The sequence below is a fragment of the Gallibacterium sp. ZY190522 genome, assembly GCF_054166015.1.
In genome coordinates this window covers 1,952,501-1,975,427 of record NZ_CM135118.1, presented here as the reverse complement: position 1 = coordinate 1,975,427, position 22,927 = coordinate 1,952,501, and the positions used below count along the sequence as shown (strand labels likewise).

The window sequence follows — 22,927 nt, the reverse complement described above, 5'->3', positions numbered from 1 at the left end:
TTATGGGGCTTATCCTCGTTGAGAAAAAATCAGGCAAACGCATTGATTTATCAAAAGTTTTAAAAAATGGTAAATATACGGAATTGGCTGTGCCGGGTGAAGAGTACTATCTCATCGACCGCGCAACCGGCAAAACACCAGAAGATATTAAAGTTACTCGTTCCGGAAATGATCTTATTTTAAAAAGTGAAAAAGAGAATGTAGAAGTTATCATTGATGATTTCTGGGGTAAATGTGATGATGAGCAGCAATGTTTCGCAATTTTTGATATTGGTGCATCGGAAGGCGTAGATGCCGGACAAGTTATCGTTACACAGGTAGGTAAAGAATTTTCTTCTTTCTCTGAAATTGAAGCGGGAATGACTGGTACTTTAGCAGAAGGTGATAGCTTCCGTCCGTGGCTTTACGGTCTTGCTGGATTAACTGTTCTCGGCTTGGGTGCAGCGGCCGCAGGTGGTTCGGGGGGGGGGGTAGTTCAGCACATTCTGCTCCGTCAGATACCACGCCTCCGTCTCAACCAACAGATGTAGTTATTAAAAATGATGGTAAACAAATTACTGGTAAAGCCGAACCCGGTAGTAAAATTACTATTAAAGATGACCAGGGTAATGTGATTGCGAATGGAAAAGCTGATGAGCAAGGCAATTTTTCAATTGATCTTAACCCACCAAAAAATAACGGCGAAAAAGTAGAAGTTACCGCAACAGATGACGCCGGTAATACGTCAACCCCAACAGATGTAATCGCATCTGATAGCACTCCACCAAACAAGCCAAAAAATCTTGATGTGTCTGATAATGGTACACATGTCACCGGTACAGCAGAACCAGGTAGCACTGTAACCGTGAAAGATGAAAACGGCAAAGAAATCGGTACAGCAACAGCAGGTGATAATGGTAAATTTGATGTGACTATTAACCCACCAAAAACCAATGGTGAGGAATTAACAGTAGAAGCCAAAGACGAAGCCGGTAACCCTTCACAACCGAATACGGTTAAAGCAGACGACAGCACTCCACCAGCAAAACCAGAAAATCTTGGTGTGTCTGATGATGGGACACGTGTCACTGGTACGGCTGAACCGGGCAGCACCGTGACTGTAAAAGATGAGAAAGATAATGTAATCGGTACAGGAAAAGCCAATGAAGAGGATGGTAAATTTGATATTACATTGGATGAACCAAAAACAGCACTAGAAGAGCTTTCAGTAACAGCCACAGATAATGCTAATAATGAATCCAATTCTGAGAAAGTAACAGCTCCTTTAGTTGTTCCGAAGACTAAACCAGATTTTGACTATGCTGTGCCAGTTGCAGGAGTAGATAAATTATACAACGCAAAAGAAGTTGGAACAGACGGTACTATTACTGTTAAAGTGATTCCAAACGCAAATATTGGTGATAGCATTTCTATTACGCGTGATGGTAAAACGGAAGTCTTTAAAATTACTACTGATAACAAAAATGGTATTGAGGTAGAAGTAAAACCGGGTAGTGAGATTTCTGCTTTTATTATAGGAGCAAATGGAGTAGCAGGTGAGATTGCTAGTAAAACTTTGCAGAATGCAGATGTAGATGTGCCAAATGTGAAACCTATAATCACATTTGAAAGTACTGGTACAGATAACATTTACAATATTGAGGAAGTTGAACGAGGCAAGCCAAATACTATTACTGCTACCGTAAAATTCCTAGATGCTCAAGTAGGTGATATTGTTGTCGTCAACGGTCAAGAAACTAGAATTACAACTGAAAACTTAAGATCAGGTGTAGAGGTTGAAGTTGAACCTAATACAGAAGTAAAAGCCTACATTAAAGATGATGCAGGCAATCAAGGTTTTATTAGCACAAGTATTGCTCCAAAAGCAGATTTAGAAAAACCGGATGCACCAATAAAAGTTGATGTGGCGAGTGATAATAGCCCAGCAGATAATGTATTAACGCGTAATGAGATCAATAAACACGGTGAAGTACCTGTTAGAGTTTACTTACCTCAAGGGCTTGAAGAGGGCGATAAACTTATCGTTACACCTTCAACAAAAAAAGGTTCTCCGATTGAACATCCACTTACTAAAGCAGAGATAGATCAGGGCTATGCGATTGTTGATGCACCTACTGGTGTTGATGCCTTAGGGCAAGGCAAAGTTTCTTTCACTGCACAACTCATTGATAAAGCAGGAAACTCATCAACTGAAAAAGACTCAGATAATTATGATGTGAAACGTACTTTATTGGGTAAGCCTTCTGTCGAATATCCCGATGATAAAGATAATAATCAAGTTCTATTAGGTGAAGAATTAGCTGGTAATACTACTTCAGTTAAAATTAATCTTCCGAATATTGGTGAAGGCGATAAAGTTTCTATCACTATCAATGGTGAAGAATATGGTGTTGATGTAATTACTCAAAAAGTAACACACAATGATAAAACTTTTGAGTTTAAACCTGCTACAGATGATGATGGTTATACTGTTACTATTAATGATATATCTATAGCCGATGGTAGTGTATCAGAGGTTGTAACAAATGTTGTGGTAACTGCGAATAATACTGAGTTAAAAGCTAATGGAACACTTTGTATCGATCGCTCTCAACCGGGTGGTAGAGATAACAATGGTGATGCTAAGGGTGATGATAAACCAAAACTTGAAATCCCTGAAGCAGTTAATCCAAGCCTAGAAAAAGACGGCAACATTAATGCCCAAGAGCTTTCTGATGGGGTTGTAGCGAAAGTAACCTTGCCCGAAGGAGTACAAGCTGGTGATGTTATTGTGATTAAAAACAATGGACAAGAGCTTTACACCTACACCATCCCTCAAGGCACAACCACAACAAAAGGTAGTGTGATTGAGTTCCCTATTCCTAAAGAGAAACTCCCAAGTGGTGCTTATAAATTAAGCGCTTCGGTGAAAGAACCAGACAGCTATGGCGATAAAGCACGTGAATCCGAAGATTCTGATACCGTTGCCTTTAAAATCGATAATTCTATCCCAGGCGATAGCAATGGTGATGGTGTAGTCAATGGCTCTGATGACAATAGCGGTCAACCGATTGTGACGGTGAAAGATTCCCATACAGACGATGGACAAGATAAACCAGTCGGTAATAAAGACTTAGAAAACGGTATTCAAGTCGAAGTGACTATACCAAAAGGCACAGAAGCGGGTGATACTGTAGAAGTAACAGTTAAAACACCTAATGGTGAAGTTAAAAAGACCGCCAAAGTCGAAGAGGGTGATTTACCCGAAAACGGCGATGGCAAAGTAACTGTCACTGTGCCTACAAAAGACTTACAAGATAATAACGGCAAAGTCCCTGATGGCGACTACAGCGTAACCGCCGTGGTCACTGACCCTGCCGGTAATAGCAGTGCGACTAGTGATGAAACTAAATTTACTGTTGACACCACTGCACCGGGCGATGAAAACGGTGATGGTAAAGTAGATGCTGAGGATAAAAATGCTGGCAAACCAGTTATCGATATTCCAGAAGCGACTGACGCAGATGGTCATACTATCAATGCCAAAGAGCTTGCAGACGGTGTTCAAGTGGAAGTCACTCTACCAGGTGGTGTGGCAGCAGGTGATGTCGTCACTTTAGAAGTGAAAACACCGAATAGCAATGATCCGATTAAAGTGACCCAAACCTTGGAATCCGGGGATATCACTGCAGGAAAAGTCACTGTAGATATTCCTAAAAAGGATTTACCAAAAGATAGCGACGGTAAGGTAGATGGCGCTTACCAAGTCACCGCTACTGTTTCTGATAAAGCTGGGAACACTAGTCTGGTCAGTGATGCGAAAGACTTTACTATCGATGCCACTGTCCCAGGTGACATCAATGGTGATGGCAAAGCAGATACCAATGATATCAACGGTAAACCAAGCGTCTCTATCCCTGAAGATACCGATGGTGGTGTTACCGCTACAGAATTTAATGACGGTGTTCAAGTTAAAGTGACTTTACCAGCAGGTACGCAAAAAGGCGATACCATCACCTTAACAGTGACACCAAAAGGCGGTGAAGCCTTTGTTATTTCTGCTCCTATCAGCGATAGTGATTTATCGACTGAAACTGCAACGGTGACTATTCCTAAAAATCGATTCCCTGAAACACCAAAAGGGGATTACACTGTCTCAGCACAAATCAAAGATGCTGCTGGTAACCAAAGCCTTGCAAGTGTTGAAAAAACATTTACAGTCTTGGATACTGTGGTTCCAGGCGATACCAATGGCGATGGTGTAGCAGACAGTGAAGATGATAACGGTGGTAAACCAAATGTTTTGGTGGTGGATGCTCACACCAGTGACAATCAAGACAAACCAGTCGGTAGCGATGACTTAAAAGACGGTGTTCAGGTTGAAGTCACCTTGCCAAAAGGTACAGAAGTTGGCGATACGGTAGAAGTAACGGTTAAAACCCCTAATGGTGAAACTCTTCCTCCAATAACCGTTAAAGTCGAAGAAGGTGATTTACCGGGAACAGGTGATGGCAAAGTAACCGTCACTGTACCTAACAAGCAATTCCCAACTGATGAGAAAGGCAAAATCACCGAGGGCGAGTACAAAGTGACCGCAACCGTGAAGGATGCGGATGGTAATACTAGCCAACCGAGTGATGAAGCAATATTTAAGGTTGATACCACTGTCCCAGGCGATAGCAATGGCGATGGCTTTGCTAATGGTCAAGGGGATGATAATGATGGTAAACCAGTGATTACTATTCCTGAAGCTAAAGATGGTGTCAACGCCTCTGAATTAGATAACGGTGTTCAAGTCAAAGTGACTTTACCAGCAGGAACACAACAGGGAGATCAAGTTTATCTTACTCTTACTCCAGAGGGTAAAGCGCCTATCGCTATTGAACCTCCATATCAAGTAAAAGCTGGGGATCTTAACGGAGAGCGTACAGTTGAAATCACCATTCCTAAAGATATATTGCCAAAAGATGCTGACAGCAAACAGACTCTTGATGGCAACTTTACGGTGACTGCACAAGTTAAAGATGCAGCTGGTAATACTAGCCAACCGAGTGATAAAGCGTCATTTACCGTGGATACCGTTGAAATCAGTGGTGAACCTGTAGTGACTATCCCAGAAATGGATAACAACAGTGTCAATGCGTCTGAGTTTGCAACTGCCCAAGGGGTAGATATTAAGGTAACTCTTCCTGAAGGTACGCAAGCTGGGGATACCCTCACCGTGACTGTATCTGCTGACGGCAAAGCACCAATTACCATCACTAAAAAATTGACAGCGGAAGATTTGAATGCTACAGACGGATTAACTATCCATATTCCAGCAAACAAAGAGAGCGATCAAGCCAATAGTTTCCCTGTTAAAGCGGATGGTTCCTATATCGTGGTGGCGAAAGTTAGCGATGGCACAAAAACGGTTGAAAGCGCTCCTACCTCATTGGTAATCGATACCACTGTTCCAGGTGATAGCAATGGCAATGGTAAAGTGGACGGTGATGATAAAAATGGTGGTAAACCTGTCGTGGCAGTCCCAGAAGCGACACGAGAGGACGGTTACACCATTAATGCCAAAGAGCTTGCAGACGGTGACGGTGTTCAAGTTAATGTTACCCTACCACAAGGTACGCAAGTAGGTGATACGGTTACCTTGACGGTGAAACCTGTAAGTGGTGAAGCCTTTACCGTGCCTTATACCGTTAAAGAAGGTGATGATGTTTCTGGTAACGGTACACCAGTATCGGTCACTATTCCTAAACAACATGGGGGTAAAAACCTAGACGGCGCTTACACTGTAACCGCCGTTGTGACAGACAAAGCAGGCAATAGCAGTGCAACCAGCGCTGAAGCGAAATTTACTGTTGATGCTACCGTTCCAGGTGACACTACCGGTGATGGCGTTGCGGATAATGATGGTAAACCAGTGGTCACTATCCCAGAAGCGACAGGTGGTGTGAATGCAGACGAGCTTTCAGACGGTATTAAAGTTCAAGTCACCTTACCAAAAGGTACGCAAGTAGGCGATACCGTGACCTTGACTGTGAAAGCAGATGCCGGTACAGAACAAGAGGTCACTTATACCGTTAAACAGGGTGATAATGTTAATGGTGCAACCCCAGTAGAAATTCCTATTGCTAAAGATAATTTGCCAAAAGGTACAGATAACGCTGTAGATGGCAACTACACCGTCACCGCCAAAGTCACGGACCCTGCAGGTAATAGCAGTTTACCAAGCACACCAGCTAACTTTACTGTCGATACCACTGTCCCAGGTGATAGCGATGGTAATGGTGTGGTAAATGAGCAAGATGCTAACGGTGGTAAACCTGTCGTGGCTATCCCAGAAGCGACAGATGCAGATGGTAACACCATCAATGCTGACGATCTTAAAGACGGTGTTCAAGTTAATGTTACCCTACCAAAAGGTACGCAAGTAGGTGATACTGTTACCTTGACTGTTACTCCAAAAGATGATCAATCATTTGAAGTAGTGCATACTGTTGACGCAAATGATGATTTGACCGGTACTGACCCTGTCACCATTACTATTCCTAAAGATAACTTGCCAAAAGATTCTCAAGGTAAAACCCTTGACGGTGAGTTTACCGTCACCGCCAAAGTCACTGACCCTGCAGGCAATAGCAGTGCAACCAGCGATAAAGCGAAATTTACTGTTGATGCTACCGTACCAGGTGACACTACCGGTAATGGCGTTGCGGATAATGATGGTAAACCAGTGGTCACCATCCCAGAAGCGACAGAAGCCGATAAGCATATTGTCAATGCAGAAGACTTTAAAGACGGTGTTCAAGTTCAAGTGACTTTACCAAAAGGTACGCAAGCAGGCGATACGGTTACCTTGACAGTGAGACCTGCAAGTGGTAATGAGTTTACTGTGACTTATCCTGTTAAAGATACGGACAATGTTACAGGTTCAGGCTCAGTCACTGTCGATATCCCGACAACAAAATTCCCAAGCAATCCTGACGGTGACTATACCGTAACCGCCGTGGTGACTGATGCCGCTGGCAATAGCAGTGCGACTAGTGATGCCGCAAACTTCACTATTGATATTACTGCTCCAGGTGATACCAACCCTGCTGTATCGGGTGTAGAAGAAGCACCTGAAGTCAGCATTCCAGAAGCTGACAACGGTGTGAACAACACCGAATGGAATGGTGGTGAAAAGCAAGAAGTCGCAGGCATTCAAGTGAAAGTAACCTTACCAAGTGGTACTCAAGCCGGTGATACTGTCACCTTGACCGTGACCAATGCAGAAGGCACAGCATATACAAGTGAACCTTACACCGTTCAAGACGGTGACTTAAGCAATGGTGCAACCATTACCATTCCAACTTCCAGCAAATTAACAGATGGAGATTATCACGTTACTGCGTTGGTCACCGATCAAGCCGGTAATGCAGGTAAAGCCAGTGAACCGGCTGACTTTACCCTTGATACTACAGCAACTGGTAAACCAACTATCAAAGGCTTTGTGAGTGATAACAACCCACAAGACGACATTATTACTCGTAATGAAGTGGCAGAAGATGGCAGTGTTCAAGTTAAGGTTGAATTACCTGCTGGGGTGAAAGAGGGCGATGTACTTCGCATCGCTTCACATACTATACTAAAAGAAAATGATAAAGAGATTGTAAAGGTTGTTAAGCACACTATTACAGGATCAGATGTAAGTAGCCAATCTGCGATCGTGTCTGTGCCAACTGGTGTTGAAGATGGAAAAGAAGGTACATTATCTGTTGTGACTAATATATTGGATAAAGCCGGTAATGGTTCAGAAGTTTCTAATGCTGTGACAATAACTGTAAACCGTGCTTTAGAAGGTAAGCCAAATATTGTTTACACCTCAGATGCCGATCAAAATGGTGTCTTAATGGGGGATGAAATCGCTAATAATGTGGTTTCTGTTAAAGTCAATCTCCCAACCGTGAATGCAGGTGATACTGTTGCAATCACTATCAACGGCGATAACACTTACAATGTCGATTTAAGTGGTGATACCAAAGTCATCAAACACGGCAATAAAACTTATACTTTAACTACCGAACCAGTTAATGGCAAAACAGAGTACACCACAACTATTGATGATGTGGCAGTTGAAGATGATGCAACTTCAATTACCTCTAGCATTGTGGTAACACCAACAAGTGGTGAGAAAACAGAAGCCACACAATCTATTCAGATTGATCGTAATCAACCGGGTGGTACAACCGATGCCGATAGCGATGGTAAAGGTGATGATAAACCAAGCATTACTATTCCTGATGCTTCTAATCCAAGCTTAGCAGAAGACGGCAAAATTAATGCCGCTGAGCTTGCCGATGGCGTAGTGATCAATGTCACCGTACCAGCAGGTACAGAAGCTGGCGATATCATTGTAATTAAAAACAATGGTAGTGAAATTTATACCTTTACCATCCCAGCAGACACCACAATTGGTACTGATCCGATTGCCGTGACCGTGCCTAAAGACAAGTTCGCTGATGGCAAAACTTATAACATCACAGCTTCGGTGAAAGAGCCTTATAGCAAAGGAGCGCGTGAATCCGAAGATTCGGATCAAGTCACATTTACTGTAGATACCACTGTCCCAGGTGATAGCGATGGTGACAATAAACCTGATAATGCTGGTAAACCAGTTGTGACCCTTCCAGACGGTGTAAAAGATGGTGTGAACGTCAAAGAGCTTTCAGACGGAATCAAAGTTCAAGTTACTCTACCAAAAGGTACACAAGAGGGTGATACCGTAATCTTGACCGTAAAAGCAGATGACGGTACAGAACAAAAAGTCACTTATACCGTTAAACAGGGTGATGCTGTTAATAGTGCAACCCCAGTAGAAATTCCTATTACTAAAGATAATTTGCCAAAAGATACAGATAACGCTGTAGATGGCAACTACACCGTCACTGCCAAAGTCACTGACCCTGCCGGTAATAGCAGTAAAGACAGCGATCCAGTTAACTTTAAAGTAGATACCACCGTTCCAGGTGATAGCAATGGCGATGGTGTTGCGGATGATGATGGTAAACCAGTGGTCACTATCCCAGAAGCGACACAAGAGGACGGTTACACCATTAATGCCAAAGAGCTTGCAGACGGTGACGGTGTTCAAGTTAATGTTACCCTACCGAAAGGTACGCAAGTAGGGGATACCGTTACCTTGACCGTGACACCAAACGTCGGTGAAGCCTTTACCGTGCCTTATACTGTTAAAGAAGGTGATGATGTTTCTGGTAACGGTACACCAGTATCGGTCACTATTCCTAAACAACATGGGGATAAAGACCTAGACGGCGCTTACACCGTAACTGCTGTAGTGACTGATGCTGTCGGCAATAGCAGTGTAACCAGCGATGAAGCGAAATTTACTGTTGATGCTACCGTACCAGGTGACACTACCGGTAATGGCGTTGCGGATGATAATGGTAAACCAGTCGTGACGATTCCAGAAAATGCAAATGGTGGCGTGAACGCGACTGAATTTAATGATAAAGGTGTTCAAGTCAATGTGACCCTACCGAAAGGTACGCAAGTAGGCGATACGGTTACCTTGACTGTGAAACCTGCAAGTGGTGATGAGTTTACTGTGACTGATTCCGTTAAAGATACGGACAATGTTACAGGCTCAGTCACTGTCGATATCCCGACAACAAAATTCCCAAGCAATCCTGATGGCGCTTACACCGTCACTGCCAAAGTCACTGACCCTGCCGGTAATAGCAGTAAAGTCAGTGCGCCGGCTGACTTTACTGTCGATACCACCGTTCCAGGTGATAGCAATGGCGATGGTGTTGCGGATGATGATGGTAAACCAGTGATTGAATCAATTCCAGAAGCTACTGAGGCGGATGGTTATAGCATCAATGCGACAGAATTTGCTGACGGTATTGAAGTACAAGTTCGCCTACCACAAGGTACGCAAGCAGGGGATACCGTTACCTTAACCCTTCAACCACAAACAGAGAATGCTATTACCGTTGACTACAAAGTTAAATCTGGTGATTTAAGTGGTACCGATCCTATCGTTACCATTCCTGTGGAAAAAGCGAAATTCCCAGCACAAGCAGATGGCGAATACACTGTCACTGCGCAAGTCAAAGATCCAGCCGGTAACAATAGTCTAGTGAGTGAGGGCAAAACCTTTACTGTCGATACACAAGCGCCGACTGTAACAGCACCAGAAGCCAAAAAAGACGGTAGTGTGGTGATTACACTTCCTAATGATGCGGACAAAGTAACTGTTACCGTACAACCTGAGGGTGAAACCAAGCCACGTGATATTACCTTAACCAAAGGTGATGATGGTAGTTGGACTTCTAGCGATCCTGCTGTAGTGCCTAATGTACCTAATGGTTCAACCACAACCACTATTCCAAATGATAAAGTAACAGATGGTTCAGCAGTAACTGTGTCTGCCCAAGACAAAGCTGGTAATAGTCATTCAGCAAGTGTTAATGCGGTAGATGTAAATGATGCGCCTGTATTGACTATTAAACCAGAGGATATAGTGGAAACAGGTTTTACTAAAGGTCAGGCAACAGCAGGCAAACTAATTGCGACAGTAACAGCAACGGATCCAGATAAAACTGATACCGTAACTATTCAATTGTTAAACAACGATGATGGTTATTTTGTGCTTGATAGTGGAACAGGAGAAATTAGTTTAACTGGGAAAGGGGCTGCTTTTGTTAATGAAGGCAATAACTTACCAAGTATTCAAGTTAAAGCAATTGATAATAAATATCTTGCTAGTGAAGTAGAAACAGTAAATATTGCTGATACTATAGATACAAGTAACACCTTAACAATTACTTCAAATGATGGTGAATCTGTAACAGGTACTACTGATCCGCTTAGCACGGTGGAAATTCGTAATGCGAATAATGAAGTAGTTGGTCGTGGAACAGCTGATAGCGATGGTCGGTTTACTATTAAATTAACACACGAAGAGGTAGTGAGTTTAGGAAAAGAAAATGCTAACAAAGATATTCAAGCCGATCATAATGGTGATGGTGAGCTTGAAACTTATCGTACAGATAAGGAAGGTAATTATCGTTATACTGTTGATTCGCCAATTAAAACTGGTGAAACGTTAACGGTAACATCTACTAATAGTTATGATAATCGTGTGACTAAGCAAAGTGAAACACCGGATGAAATAGCACCTAGTGCACCGGTAATTGAGATTAATGAGCAAGGAACGGTTATTAGTGGAATTGCTGAGCCAGGTAGCACTATTGTGTTGCAGGTGACAAGTAAAGATGGTCAAACCACGCAAAAAGTTGCAATAGATAAAAACGATCAACCGATCATTGCTAATGAAAAAGGTGAATTTACAATCGAATTAAAAGAGCCATTAATCGGTAAAGAAACTATTACAGCAACGGCTAAAGATAAAGCTGATAATACTTCTCCATCATCAGATTCAATTACTGCACCTTATTTCAATAATGAGTTGAAGGATGTAGAGATTGTCTTACGAAATGATACCGGCGTATCTGATAGAGACAACATTACCAATGATGGTGGCTTAAAACTTGTGGGTGATGATAGTGCGATGATTACTAAAGTGGAATACAAAGATGCTGAGGGTAATTATCAAACTGTGCCTTATGTTGAAGGTGTTTATATTTTACCTGAAGGTGAATATGCAGAGGGAACAATTCGCATTACTCAACAAGATAAAGAGGGTGCAATTAAATACAGCACTAATGCTAAAAAATTCGTGATTGATACCACAGCACCTGATGCCGCAACAGCAGTTAATGATCAGAATGGTAATGTTACTATTACACTTCCACATAATGCACCTCAAGGTGATTATGTAGAAGTAATGGTAGGTAATAAGAAGGTAACCTTAACCAGTGATGGTGATAACGGTTGGACAAGTAGTGATACCGCACTTGTACCAACACCGAGAGATAATGAAGTTACTATACTACATACTGTTGCACTATCAGGTACAGGAGTATCGGTACAATCCTTTGATATTGCAGGTAATAAAGCGGATAAAGATAGCGATAATACCTTGATAGATCGTACTAAAATTACTGTGGCTTTGGAACATCCAGAGGTTAATAGTAACTTAATGAATGATACCGGCACGATGATGGTGCTTAATACTGCTGAATTAGAGGCTAGCGGCTCTCCATCAAATGTAACGGTAAAAATTTATTTACCAAATTCTGCTCAAGTAGGTGATTATGTTGAGTTTCCTTTTGGATCTTCAATTCTGAAAGCACAAGTTAAGCAAACTGATATTAAGAATGGATATTTTGAGGTAAGAGCAGGTGCTCCAATGAATTTTGCACTTGTCCAAGGAGAGAATAAATATCCAGTGAAATTGTATCAATCAGATAAAACTACTGTTAAGTCTGAATCTGAGCCGTTGTTGATTTATGTGGATAAACTTACTCCGGATACGCCAGTAGTGACATCTAAAACGGGAGGCGAGGTTAGTATTACTCTACCGACTGGAGAACGCAGTAACTTTGATCCTTTCACAAGTATTGGAACTCAAGCTGAAGTAGGTGATTGGGTTATTATTACCGCAGGTGATCAAAGCGTTAAATTAACCAAAACTGCTAATCGTTGGGAAAAACCGACAGAAGCAGATTGGATTACGATTAATGGCAATACAGCAACCATTCCAACTAATACTGAGAAATTCCCGTATGGTACAACAGTAACTGCACAAGCCTTTGATAAAGCAGGTAATCAATCTGAACAAGGTGTTGGACACGTTGTGAAAGATCCATTGAAATTTACTGATTTTAAAGTGAATAATCAGGATTTGGATACCACTACACCAAATATAGTAGATACTAATCAAAAGGCAATTTACTATACAGCAACAGTGGAAGGGCAAGAAGCCGAAGAAGCGATAATTCGAGTGCGCTTAATGAAGGGGGATCAACAAGTTGAGGTACATTATCTCGATATTTCGTCTGATTCCCAAACATATAAAGGGGCGTTTAATAATCTCAGTGCAGATTATGAGCAATACAAAGTCATTGCAGATATTGTGCATCAGGATAAGAGCACAGGATTTAATGATGCTAATTTACCGAAAAGAAGTGTGGATGTTATGGTGGATAATGTTGTTCCACAGTTGGACTTCTCTAAGATTACATCATCTGTTTCAGATGGCCCTAACAACAAGCCAAATAGTGTAACGATAGTCGCAACCGATGGTTCTCACATTCTGAAAGATGGAAATACTACGGTTTCAGGTGCAGCAGAAATGACGATGAAACTAGATTTCGGTAATGCACAGAGTGATAAACAACGCATTATTACAGATAAATTAGGTAATAAAGTTGTTGTGTATAATCCAAAATTAGACTGGATGATGCGTAAAGATGACGATGATGATACATCAAGCGATCAATATCATAATGATCATGCTCAAGGTTGGGGATTTGATACCAAAACTGCTGTAATGTATAACCAAGATAAAGCGTTATTTTATAAGTGGAATGGGGATAATGAAGCAGCTGATATTATTGTTTCAGGTATGTCACGAACTGATGAGTGGTGGAGCTATTATAATCGTAGAGGATGGATTGGTGCGGAAAATACAGGCAGTTCAGCAACCTTAACTAATAAAACGATGACACAATTTGTTATGGATACATTAGGCGGTGGAAATGACTACATTTCTGCACCAGCAATTGCCGGTAATGTTGTGATTAGAACCAATGATGGTGATGATATGATTACGACAATGAACCTACAAGGTCGATATGATTATTATGTCGGATTAGGGTATTCACGCCCTAATGTTGATGGTAGTAACCAAATCTATATGGGTGATGGTAATGATACTTTTGAAGTTACCGGCACTGCAAAAGACACAGAGGACCCAGAGAAAGCAGGAGCTGTAAGAGATGAGATGATATATGCTTCACTCTATGCAACGAATGCCAAAATAGATATGGGTGCTGGTAATGATAAAGTATCCATTAAATGGAATGTGTTCACCGGCTCGCAACAAGAGTCAGGTAATTACTTTAACCTTGGCGAGGGTGATGACACAATGACTGTGGGTGGAAATGTTTTGGGGCAATTGCGTGAAACCTCTTATGAAGGCTCTACGATTATTAATTTAGGTTCAGGAAATGATACCTTATCCTTAGCAAAAATAGAGCGAGAGTCAAATTATTCATCACCATTGGTGTTAATTACTTCTAAAGAGAGTGCAAATGTTACTATTGGAAATGTTAAAGAAGCTCAGTTGTCTATGATGATGGGTGATGGCGAAGATAAGGTAACAATTAGTAACGATCTTATTCTTTCTGGTCAAAAATCGGATTGGATTAGTCAGGTATTCTTACACAATGATGAGTATGCACGACAAGGTATAGAACGTTACAAAAATTTCTATGATCAAGCATTGAAAGATCAAATTAATTCAAGCTTAGTGCGTGCAATTGATTTGATAGCGACAGATAGCCAAGATAGAAGTGCGACAGGTGGTAGAGACGTGGTTGGCGCAGATAGAGTTGCCACCTCAACCAGTGAAAGCGTAACTGAAATTATTGATGTGTTAGATCTTGGTGATGGACAAAACACATTATCGGTAACAGGTAAAATGTTCGGCGTTAATTACTTTGGTGGCAAAGATGTGGATACCATTCAGTCAGGTGTCACTGAAAATAGCCGTTTCTGGTTAGGTTTGGGAGAGGATAGCGTTGAGCTTGCTCAAATGTCGAACTCTGCAATTTATGCCGGTGCTGGTGAAGATAGAATTACCGTTGGTGGCATAAAGAAACAAGAAGGACGCGGTAGTATTATTAGTGCAGAAGATGGTAATGACACCATTATTATTAATGCGTTACCAAAGACATTAGTAGCGTTGGAAGCTGATAAGTCTTGGATTTCTGGTGGTAATGGCGATGATACTATTACGATCAATGGAGATTTATTCGGTACTGGTAACCAAATATTTGGAGATGCGGGTAATGATACTATTACAATTAGTGGCAATATTCGTGGATCTAATAATTCGATCAATGGTGGAGCAGGTGATGATACCATTACTCTCGATGGTGAGATTCTGAGAGACCTAGGTGGAAAATTCGAAATACGAGGCGGTGAAGGTAACGATACGATTTCTGTAGGTAATATTAGTACAGAAGATAATGTGAGTATTTTTGCTGGAAATGGTAACGATATTGTTACTATTAAGAATGTTAAAGGTGATAATGATCATATTATTGATTTAGGAGAGGATGTAAATAAAACGGATTACGACATTTTAAGCATAGAGGGTTCGCAGTTAGAGGGGTACAATAACCAATTTAGTATTGGAGGGAGACCTTCGGAGCATACTCAGATCTGGGGAGCAGAAGAAATTCGGTTTACAGGTACGGGTGTAACTGTGAAAATTGAAAGCGGTAATCTTGTTAATAATAACACCGGACCGTCTCCAGCTGGAAAAGATGAGTTGTTTATCCGTAATGATGGCGGAGATGCGACGAATAAAGTTGTGCTTTCAGGTTCAGGTTGGACGAAGAGCCACACAGAAGAACATAGTTTTAATGGTGTGTCTTATCAAAATGTTGATGTATATAAACATTTATCAAGTGAAGATATTTTATATATCCAACAAGGTGTGAAAGTAATTATCTAATTGCTCGTTATTTAATTAAAACCCTTTATGCCGAGAGGCATAAAGGGTTTGTTTTTGTATCAATGAAAGTAGTAGCTGTATTAGTGGAGACTTTGCTCTTTTAGTTTTCTGACCATTTCTTCAGTAAAGATATAATGAGTACCACAACATTCACATTGCATATCTAAAGTTGGTTTTTCTGCAAAAATTTCACTGATTTCTTCATCAGAAAGTAAAGCAATTGCTGCTCCAGAACGTTCTTGAGAGCAACCGCAGAAAAACTCTGTATGATGTGGTGGATAAATTTCAACAGTTTCTTCGTGATATAGACGATAAAGCAACTCTTCTGCGCTTAAACCAAATAATTCTTCATCTTTTACTGTTGCTGTTAATGTTGCTAAATGTTCAAAATCATCTGGTGAACCTTGTCCATCTGGCATAATTTGTAATAACATTCCGGCGGCAACAGCTTCGCCTTGATATTCACCGAAGCGGATAAATAATTGCGTTTGTAATTGTTCGGAACGGATGAAATAGTCTTCTAAGCATTCAGTAATGGTTGGTTTATCTAATGCAATAACACCTTGGTAACGTTCACCTTCTTCCGGAATAATGGAGATAACTAAAACGCCTTTACCCACCATCTCACTTAAGCTCATTTCATTACTAATTTCATCCTGTAAGCGAGCTAATGCACGTAACTGTTGTTGATCGTTGCCGTTCACTAAAGCAAGTTTTAATGGACCATCGCCTTGAATTTGCACTGTAATATTGCCTTTAAATTTTAAGGTGGCGGTTAATAAGCTGGTGGCAACTAATAATTCACCTAATAAATTTTGTACAGGTGTTGGGTAATGATGTGTATTTAATGTTTCTGTAAAAGTTTTGTTTAAACGTACCCATTCTCCGCGAACTGCACGGTTCTTGAAAAGAAATCGGTATAGTTTGTCGTTATCTTGTTTATATAAATCTGTCATAAAAGTTACCTCAAAAATAATTTCACCCCTATATAGGGGTGAAATTATTGTTTACAAGCGTTTAATTGGATGAAATAGCTTGGTTATTTTTCGTCACTTGTTTAAGTACTAAAAAGCCGAGAATAGCGGAGAGTGATGAGGCGGCTAAAATGCCGATACGAGCTAAAATATTGAGCTGATGCGATTCTTGTTCAAATGCCAAGCCGGAAAGGAACATTGCCATTGTAAAGCCGATACCACACAATAGCGATACGGCAAAAATATGGCGGAAATTAATCCCTTCAGGCAGTTTGGTTAGTTTTAATTTGATTGAAAGGTAACTAATACCGAAAATACCGAGTGGTTTGCCGATAAATAAACCGAGTAATACGGCAAAGGGTAATGGAGAAATTAATGTTTGCCAATCAACACCTTGGAACGAGATGCCGGCATTGGCGAAAGCGAATAACGGCAAAATCATAAAAGTTACCCAAGGTTGCAGGCTGTGTTCCAGACGGTGTAATAGGTGATCACCATTTTTAGCTTGCAACGGAATGGAAAAACCGATAATCACGCCGGCAAGTGTGGCGTGAACACCCGATTTCAACACGCAAACCCAAAGGATAGTGCCAACAATACCATAAGGAATTAATGAACTCACTTTAGCACGATTGAGCAAAATTAGACTAATAATGGAAATGCTAGCACCAATTAAAGCAACTGTTCCTAAATCGTGGGAAAAAAAGAGGGCAATAACAATAATTGCACCAAGATCGTCAATAATTGCTAATGCTAATAGAAAGACTTTTAATGGTGTAGGAACATTTTTACCAACTAAAGCCATAATACCGAGCGCAAATGCAATATCGGTCGCCATAGGAATCGCCCAACCTTTTGTCAATTCCGGATGAGCAACGGTAGCGGTGTAAAACAGCACTGCCGGCACAATCATTCCGCCCAAGGCGGCAATCGCCGGAAAAATCGCAGTTTTAATATTGGATAGTGAACCTGTTAATAACTCTTTTTTTACTTCCAAACCGATAGACAGAAAAAAGATTGCCATTAAGCCATCATTAATCCAAAGTAATAGCGGTTTATGTAATTGAAATTGACCGAATTGAAAAGCAACAGTAGTATTCAACAAGCCCTGATAGCAATCAGTCATAAACGGCAAATTAGCACAAAAGATGGCGAGAAATGTTGCTATTAATAATAAAATACCGCCAGCAGGTTCACTCTGAAAAAAGTGTTGGATTCGTTGAGACAGTTTTTGCATTTACACTCCCTTTGAAAATAGAAAAATAAAAAGAAATTAAATCTTAAAGAAAAAGGTTTCTGCCCGTAGCTATCTCGGGCAGAAAGAGAATTATAAATTAATGCCATATTGTTGGCGATAAGCCAACATTTTCGGTAAAAACTCAGAATATTGTTCGGATTGTTGTAAATAGGTAAGCAAATGTTCAAGTGTAATAATAGAACTAACATGGCAGTGGTAATCACGTTCTACTTCTTGAATAGCGGATAGATCACTTTTGCCTTTTTCTTGCCTATCTAATGCTATCATTACGCCTGCTAATGTCGCTTGATTTGCTTCGATTAATTGCATTGATTCACGGATTGCAGTGCCGGCAGTGATAACATCGTCAATTAATAATATTTTTCCTTGCAATGGGCTACCGATTAAATTACCCCCTTCACCGTGGTCTTTCGCTTCTTTGCGATTAAAACAAACCGGTTTGTTTAAGCCGAATTGGTGATAAATTGCTGTTGCTGTTGCAGTAGCAATTGGAATACCTTTATAGGCTGGTCCAAAAATTACATCATAATCAAGCTGTTGTGCATAAATAGCTTGTGCATAAAATTCACCGAGTTTAGCTAAATCTTCTCCGGTATTGAATAATCCAGCATTAAAAAAATAGGGGCTGATACGCCCAGATTTAAGGGTAAATTCGCCAAATCTCAGCACGTTGCGGCTGAGAGCGAATTCAATGAATTGTTGTTGATACTGCTGCATATTTCTTCCTTAATCGTGTTACTCTGTTTGTAGTGCCTTTTTTTGTGCCTGATTGATTTGTGAGATTCCTTGTTTAGCTAAATCAAGTAAAGATAATAATTCATCGTGACTGAACGGTTCACCTTCGGCTGTTCCTTGTATCTCAATCATTCTGCCGTCGTCTGTCATCACCACATTCATATCAGTTTCTGCATTGGAATCTTCAACATATTCGAGATCGCATAACTGTTGTTGATCAACAATACCGACTGACACTGCCGCAACCAGATTTTTGATTGGATTTTGGTTGATTAAACCTTTATCCAATAAGGTTTGGATCGCATCGTGTAGTGCAATCGCTGAACCGCTGATCGCTGCGGTGCGTGTACCGCCGTCTGCCTGAATGACATCACAATCAAGAGTAATGGTGCGTTCTCCAAGTAGGGTGAGATCGACCATTGCACGGAGTGACCGACCGATTAGGCGTTGGATTTCCATAGTACGACCGCTTTGTTTGCCTTTTGTAGCTTCTCGTTGCGTTCTAATGTTGGTCGCTCGAGGTAACATTCCGTATTCAGCGGTAACCCAACCTTGGTTTTGCCCTTTTAAAAAACGAGGGACGGTTTCTTCAACGGTAGCGTTACAAAGCACTTTTGTGTCTCCGAATTCGATTAATACTGAACCTTCAGCGTGTTTGGTGTAATGACGAGTGATTTTGATAGGGCGCATTGCGTGATTATCACGATTATTCGGGCGCATAATAATTCTCCGATTATCTAAAAATAATTGGAGATTTTAGCATAATTTATAAGGACGTTGGGGTGGACATACTTGGATTTATGGGTGTTTGATCAAGATTTTCTTCTGCTTCTTCATTGTTTTCGTTCGCTTGAGATTGTTGTTGTAAGCGGTAGTAATTAATAATACTGTTATGATAACGGCGAATATTTTCAACGTATTGATAGGCCTCGTAACCACGGGCATAACCGAATTTCAATTTGCTATAATATTTTTTATCCGCCAATAATGGTAAATTGTTTTTCACATCTAGCCAATTATTGGGATCACCGCCGAGAGATTCGGTTAAGCGACGTACATCTAGTAAATGCCCTAATCCTAAATTGTAGGCAACCAATGCGAACCAAATTTTATCCTCTTCGGCAATGGTTTCCGGCATTTTTGTTAGTAATAACTGTAAATATTCCGAGCCGGCTTTAATGCTCTGTTCCGGATTATTGCGATCCTCAATCTGCATTCGAGCAGCAGTTTCTTTGGTCAACATCATAATACCGCGAACGCCAGTTGGTGAGGTGGCATTGGCATCCCAATGCGATTCCTGATAAGCGATGGCTGCCAGTAATTTCCAATCAAGCGGATTAGCATAACGTTGAAACAGTTCCAAATAATTCGGCAATGTGTTTTCGATCGCTTGGATGTAAGTTCGGGCATCAACATAATCAAAGCGAGAAAGATGACTAAAATATTTTTCCTCAATGCGTGAAATTAGCCCCGATTCTTTCGCCTGGTTCATAAAATCAAGTAGCGCAGCCTGTAATTCATTGTAAGGATTATGTGGCAAATACCAGTTTACAGAGGTTTCTTCACTTAAATCGAAACCGACCGCAATTGTTGGTTTCACTTGCTGAATGGAGGCAATATCCATTGAACTGGCGATAGTGTAATCTGCTTTACCATCAGCTACAGCCAATAATGTTTCTTCAATAGATAGAGCATTGTTTGTTTGCCATTCCAATCGAGGATATTGCTGTTTTAGTTGTTGTAATTTCTCTTGTAGATTGCGGTCATTGGCAATGAGTAATTTGCCTTTTAATTGGTTGAGATCGTAAGGTCGAGTTGTATTTTTTCGATAAACAAGTTGCCAAGAAGAGGAATAATAGCTTGGCCCGATTTGAAAATATTCCGCTTTTTCTGGTTGATACATTAAATTTGCAGCGGCAAGATCAATTTCATTATTTTCTAAAGCATCAAATAGTTTTTCAGAAGAATCGAAAGTTTTAATATTGAGTTCAACATTTAAATAATCAGCAAAGGCTTTTGTTAATTCATATTCTAAACCGGCAGCACCGTTAGGACTGATGAAATATGAAAATGCATTATTAATGGTACCAACTACTAATTGTTCTCTTTTTTGTATGGAGGTAAATAAATTATCTTCTGAACGCATAATTTTTTGCCACGGAAAAACCATATCAATTGCCCAAAGCAATAGAAGTACAGCTAAAAAAATGCGTAAAGACAAACCTTTCAATGAAACCTCAAGCTTAAATTTGCAAAATGCGCATTGTATAAGATCTAATCGCTAAGTACAAATAAGAGTTTACGCAAACGTTTCCGTTTAAATGTAAGTTTAGGTATAATAAACAGTGATTTTTCATTTTCTAAATTTTAGGTGATATTGCTATGATGCTGATTTTCCGTGGGGCGGCAGCCCTTTCTGATTTCCGAGTTTCTCGCCTTTCCTTACAACTTGCTGAACAACAGATTTCACTTCAAAGTTGTCAAACATATTATCTCTATTTTGTTGAGGTATCTGAGAGATTATCGGCACAACAGATTGAACAACTAAACCGGTTATTTGAAGCAAATGCTGTAATGTCATTTCCGGCAGTGTCAGAAAAAGAGAATTTTTTGTGCGGACAGATTGTTATTCCTCGCTTCGGTACAATTTCACCTTGGTCGTCAAAAGCAACCGATATTATTCATAATTGTGGCTTAAGCATTGTGGTGCGTGCAGAACGTGGCATTTTATATGATTGCCGATTTGCTACACCATTAAATGATGCTCAACAAGCAGTTTTTGCGAAATTGATTCACGACAGAATGATGGAAAATGTAGTTTCTGATTTTTCTCAATTACCACAATTGTTTGCACAACAAGAGCCAAAACCGTTTAAAACTATTGATATATTAGGTGGTGGCAGAGCAGCATTGGAGCGAGCTAACGTGGAGTTGGGGTTAGCGTTGGCAAACGATGAAATGGATTATTTATTGGAACAGTTTGCATTATTAAAACGTAATCCGACAGATGTTGAACTTTATATGTTTGCACAGGCGAATTCTGAGCATTGTCGCCACAAAATTTTTAATGCAGATTGGACAATTGACGGTAAAGCACAACCGAAATCACTGTTTAAAATGATCAAAAATACTTACGAAAAAACACCGGATTATGTGTTCTCTGCATATAAAGATAATGCAGCGGTAATGGAAGGTTCGGTTGCAGGTCGTTTTTTCCCAGATCAGGACGGCACTTATCGTTACCATAATGAATCGATGCCCATTTTGATGAAAGTAGAAACACATAATCACCCTACAGCTATTTCACCATTTCCAGGCGCAGCAACCGGTTCAGGCGGAGAAATACGCGATGAGGGGGCGACAGGGCGTGGTTCTAAACCAAAAGCTGGTTTAGTCGGTTTTTCCGTTTCTAATCTATGTATTCCAAATTATCAACAACCTTGGGAAGGGACTTTATCTAAACCCGATCGTATTGCTTCTGCACTGGATATTATGATTGATGGGCCACTTGGTGGAGCTGCATTTAATAATGAATTTGGTCGCCCGTCTTTATTAGGTTATTTCCGTACTTATGAACAAAAAGTGAATAGTTTTAACGGCGAAGAGGTGCGTGGTTACCATAAGCCGATTATGCTTGCCGGCGGTATGGGGAATATTCGTGAAGACCATATTCAAAAAGGCGAAATTCCGGTTGGTGCAAAACTAGTGGTGCTTGGTGGGCCAGCAATGAATATTGGCTTGGGCGGCGGTGCAGCTTCTTCGATGACATCTGGCAAATCGGCGGAGAATTTGGATTTTGCTTCTGTTCAACGTGATAATCCGGAAATGGAGCGCCGTTGTCAGGAAGTGATTGACCGTTGTTGGCAAATGGGAGCGGATAACCCGATTCTGTTTATCCACGATGTTGGGGCAGGCGGTTTATCTAATGCGATGCCGGAATTAGTGAATGATGGTGGCCGCGGAGGTCGTTTTGAGTTGCGTAAGATTTTAAGTGATGAGCGTAATATGAGTCCGTTGGAAATTTGGTGTAATGAATCGCAAGAACGTTATGTTTTAGCGGTCAGTGCAGAAAAATTGCCATTATTTGAACAGCTTTGCCAGCGTGAACGCGCGCCGTATGCTGTGATTGGCGAAGCGACAGAAGAAAAACAGCTAACATTACACGATGATTATTTTGCTAATCAGCCTATTGATTTACCAATGAATGTGTTGTTAGGTAAAGCACCAAAAATGCAACGTAATGAAGTATCTAAACGGGTTAATTCACACCCATTGCAAACCAACAAAATTGATTTAACCGAAGCGTTACATCGTGTATTGCGTTTACCT

8 protein-coding genes (1 of these 8 only partly in view) are annotated in these 22,927 nt (G+C 40.7%); 3 read left to right on the top strand and 5 right to left on the bottom strand.

Annotation, left to right across the window (positions count from 1 at the left end; all coding sequences use genetic code 11):
• Positions 1 to 2 precede the first annotated feature (2 nt).
• Together ACXPAV_RS09440 and ACXPAV_RS09435 are read left to right on the top strand one after the other, a co-directional pair.
• Entirely contained in the window at positions 3 to 530 is a 528-nt protein-coding gene (locus ACXPAV_RS09440) for a hypothetical protein (RefSeq protein ID WP_458003347.1), read from the top strand.
• A complete protein-coding gene (locus tag ACXPAV_RS09435) occupies positions 419 to 15,631 on the top strand; it encodes an Ig-like domain-containing protein (protein WP_458004416.1) in 15,213 nt (5,070 codons plus the stop codon). The genes ACXPAV_RS09440 and ACXPAV_RS09435 overlap by 112 nt, the downstream gene beginning before the upstream one ends.
• Before the next feature lie 80 nt (positions 15,632 to 15,711).
• Here the strand turns inward: ACXPAV_RS09435 and hslO are convergent, their stop codons facing one another.
• The 5 genes from hslO to mltF form a co-directional block, all read right to left on the bottom strand.
• Complete coding sequence (gene hslO / locus ACXPAV_RS09430) at positions 15,712 to 16,587, bottom strand: Hsp33 family molecular chaperone HslO (protein ID WP_458003346.1); 876 nt, start codon at positions 16,585 to 16,587, stop codon at positions 15,712 to 15,714.
• Between the two features lie 61 nt (positions 16,588 to 16,648).
• Positions 16,649 to 17,842, bottom strand: coding sequence for a Na+/H+ antiporter NhaA (gene nhaA, locus ACXPAV_RS09425; RefSeq protein ID WP_458003345.1), 1,194 nt, complete (start codon positions 17,840 to 17,842; stop codon positions 16,649 to 16,651).
• A gap of 90 nt (positions 17,843 to 17,932) precedes the next feature.
• Positions 17,933 to 18,580, bottom strand: coding sequence for an orotate phosphoribosyltransferase (pyrE, locus tag ACXPAV_RS09420; protein WP_039172548.1), 648 nt, complete (start codon positions 18,578 to 18,580; stop codon positions 17,933 to 17,935).
• Positions 18,581 to 18,598: 18 nt separating this feature from the next.
• A complete protein-coding gene (rph, locus tag ACXPAV_RS09415; protein WP_458003344.1) occupies positions 18,599 to 19,318 on the bottom strand; it encodes a ribonuclease PH in 720 nt (239 codons plus the stop codon).
• 46 nt (positions 19,319 to 19,364) lie between these two features.
• A complete protein-coding gene (gene mltF, locus ACXPAV_RS09410; RefSeq protein WP_458003343.1) occupies positions 19,365 to 20,828 on the bottom strand; it encodes a membrane-bound lytic murein transglycosylase MltF in 1,464 nt (487 codons plus the stop codon).
• Positions 20,829 to 20,980: 152 nt separating this feature from the next.
• On the opposite strand from mltF, the gene purL reads away from it, so the two are divergent.
• Positions 20,981 to 22,927: the start of a phosphoribosylformylglycinamidine synthase gene (gene purL, locus ACXPAV_RS09405; protein WP_458003342.1), read on the top strand. Its footprint extends 1,962 nt past the window's final position; only the first 1,947 of its 3,909 coding nucleotides appear in the window; its start codon is at positions 20,981 to 20,983; its stop codon lies beyond the right edge, outside the window.

Coding starts and splice junctions, on each gene's coding strand:
- ACXPAV_RS09440 (WP_458003347.1), top strand. CDS start 3: ATGGGGCTTATCCTCGTTGAGAAAAAATCAGGCAAACGCATTGATTTA.
- hslO (WP_458003346.1), bottom strand. CDS start 16,587: ATGACAGATTTATATAAACAAGATAACGACAAACTATACCGATTTCTT.
- nhaA (WP_458003345.1), bottom strand. CDS start 17,842: ATGCAAAAACTGTCTCAACGAATCCAACACTTTTTTCAGAGTGAACCT.
- pyrE (WP_039172548.1), bottom strand. CDS start 18,580: ATGCAGCAGTATCAACAACAATTCATTGAATTCGCTCTCAGCCGCAAC.
- rph (WP_458003344.1), bottom strand. CDS start 19,318: ATGCGCCCGAATAATCGTGATAATCACGCAATGCGCCCTATCAAAATC.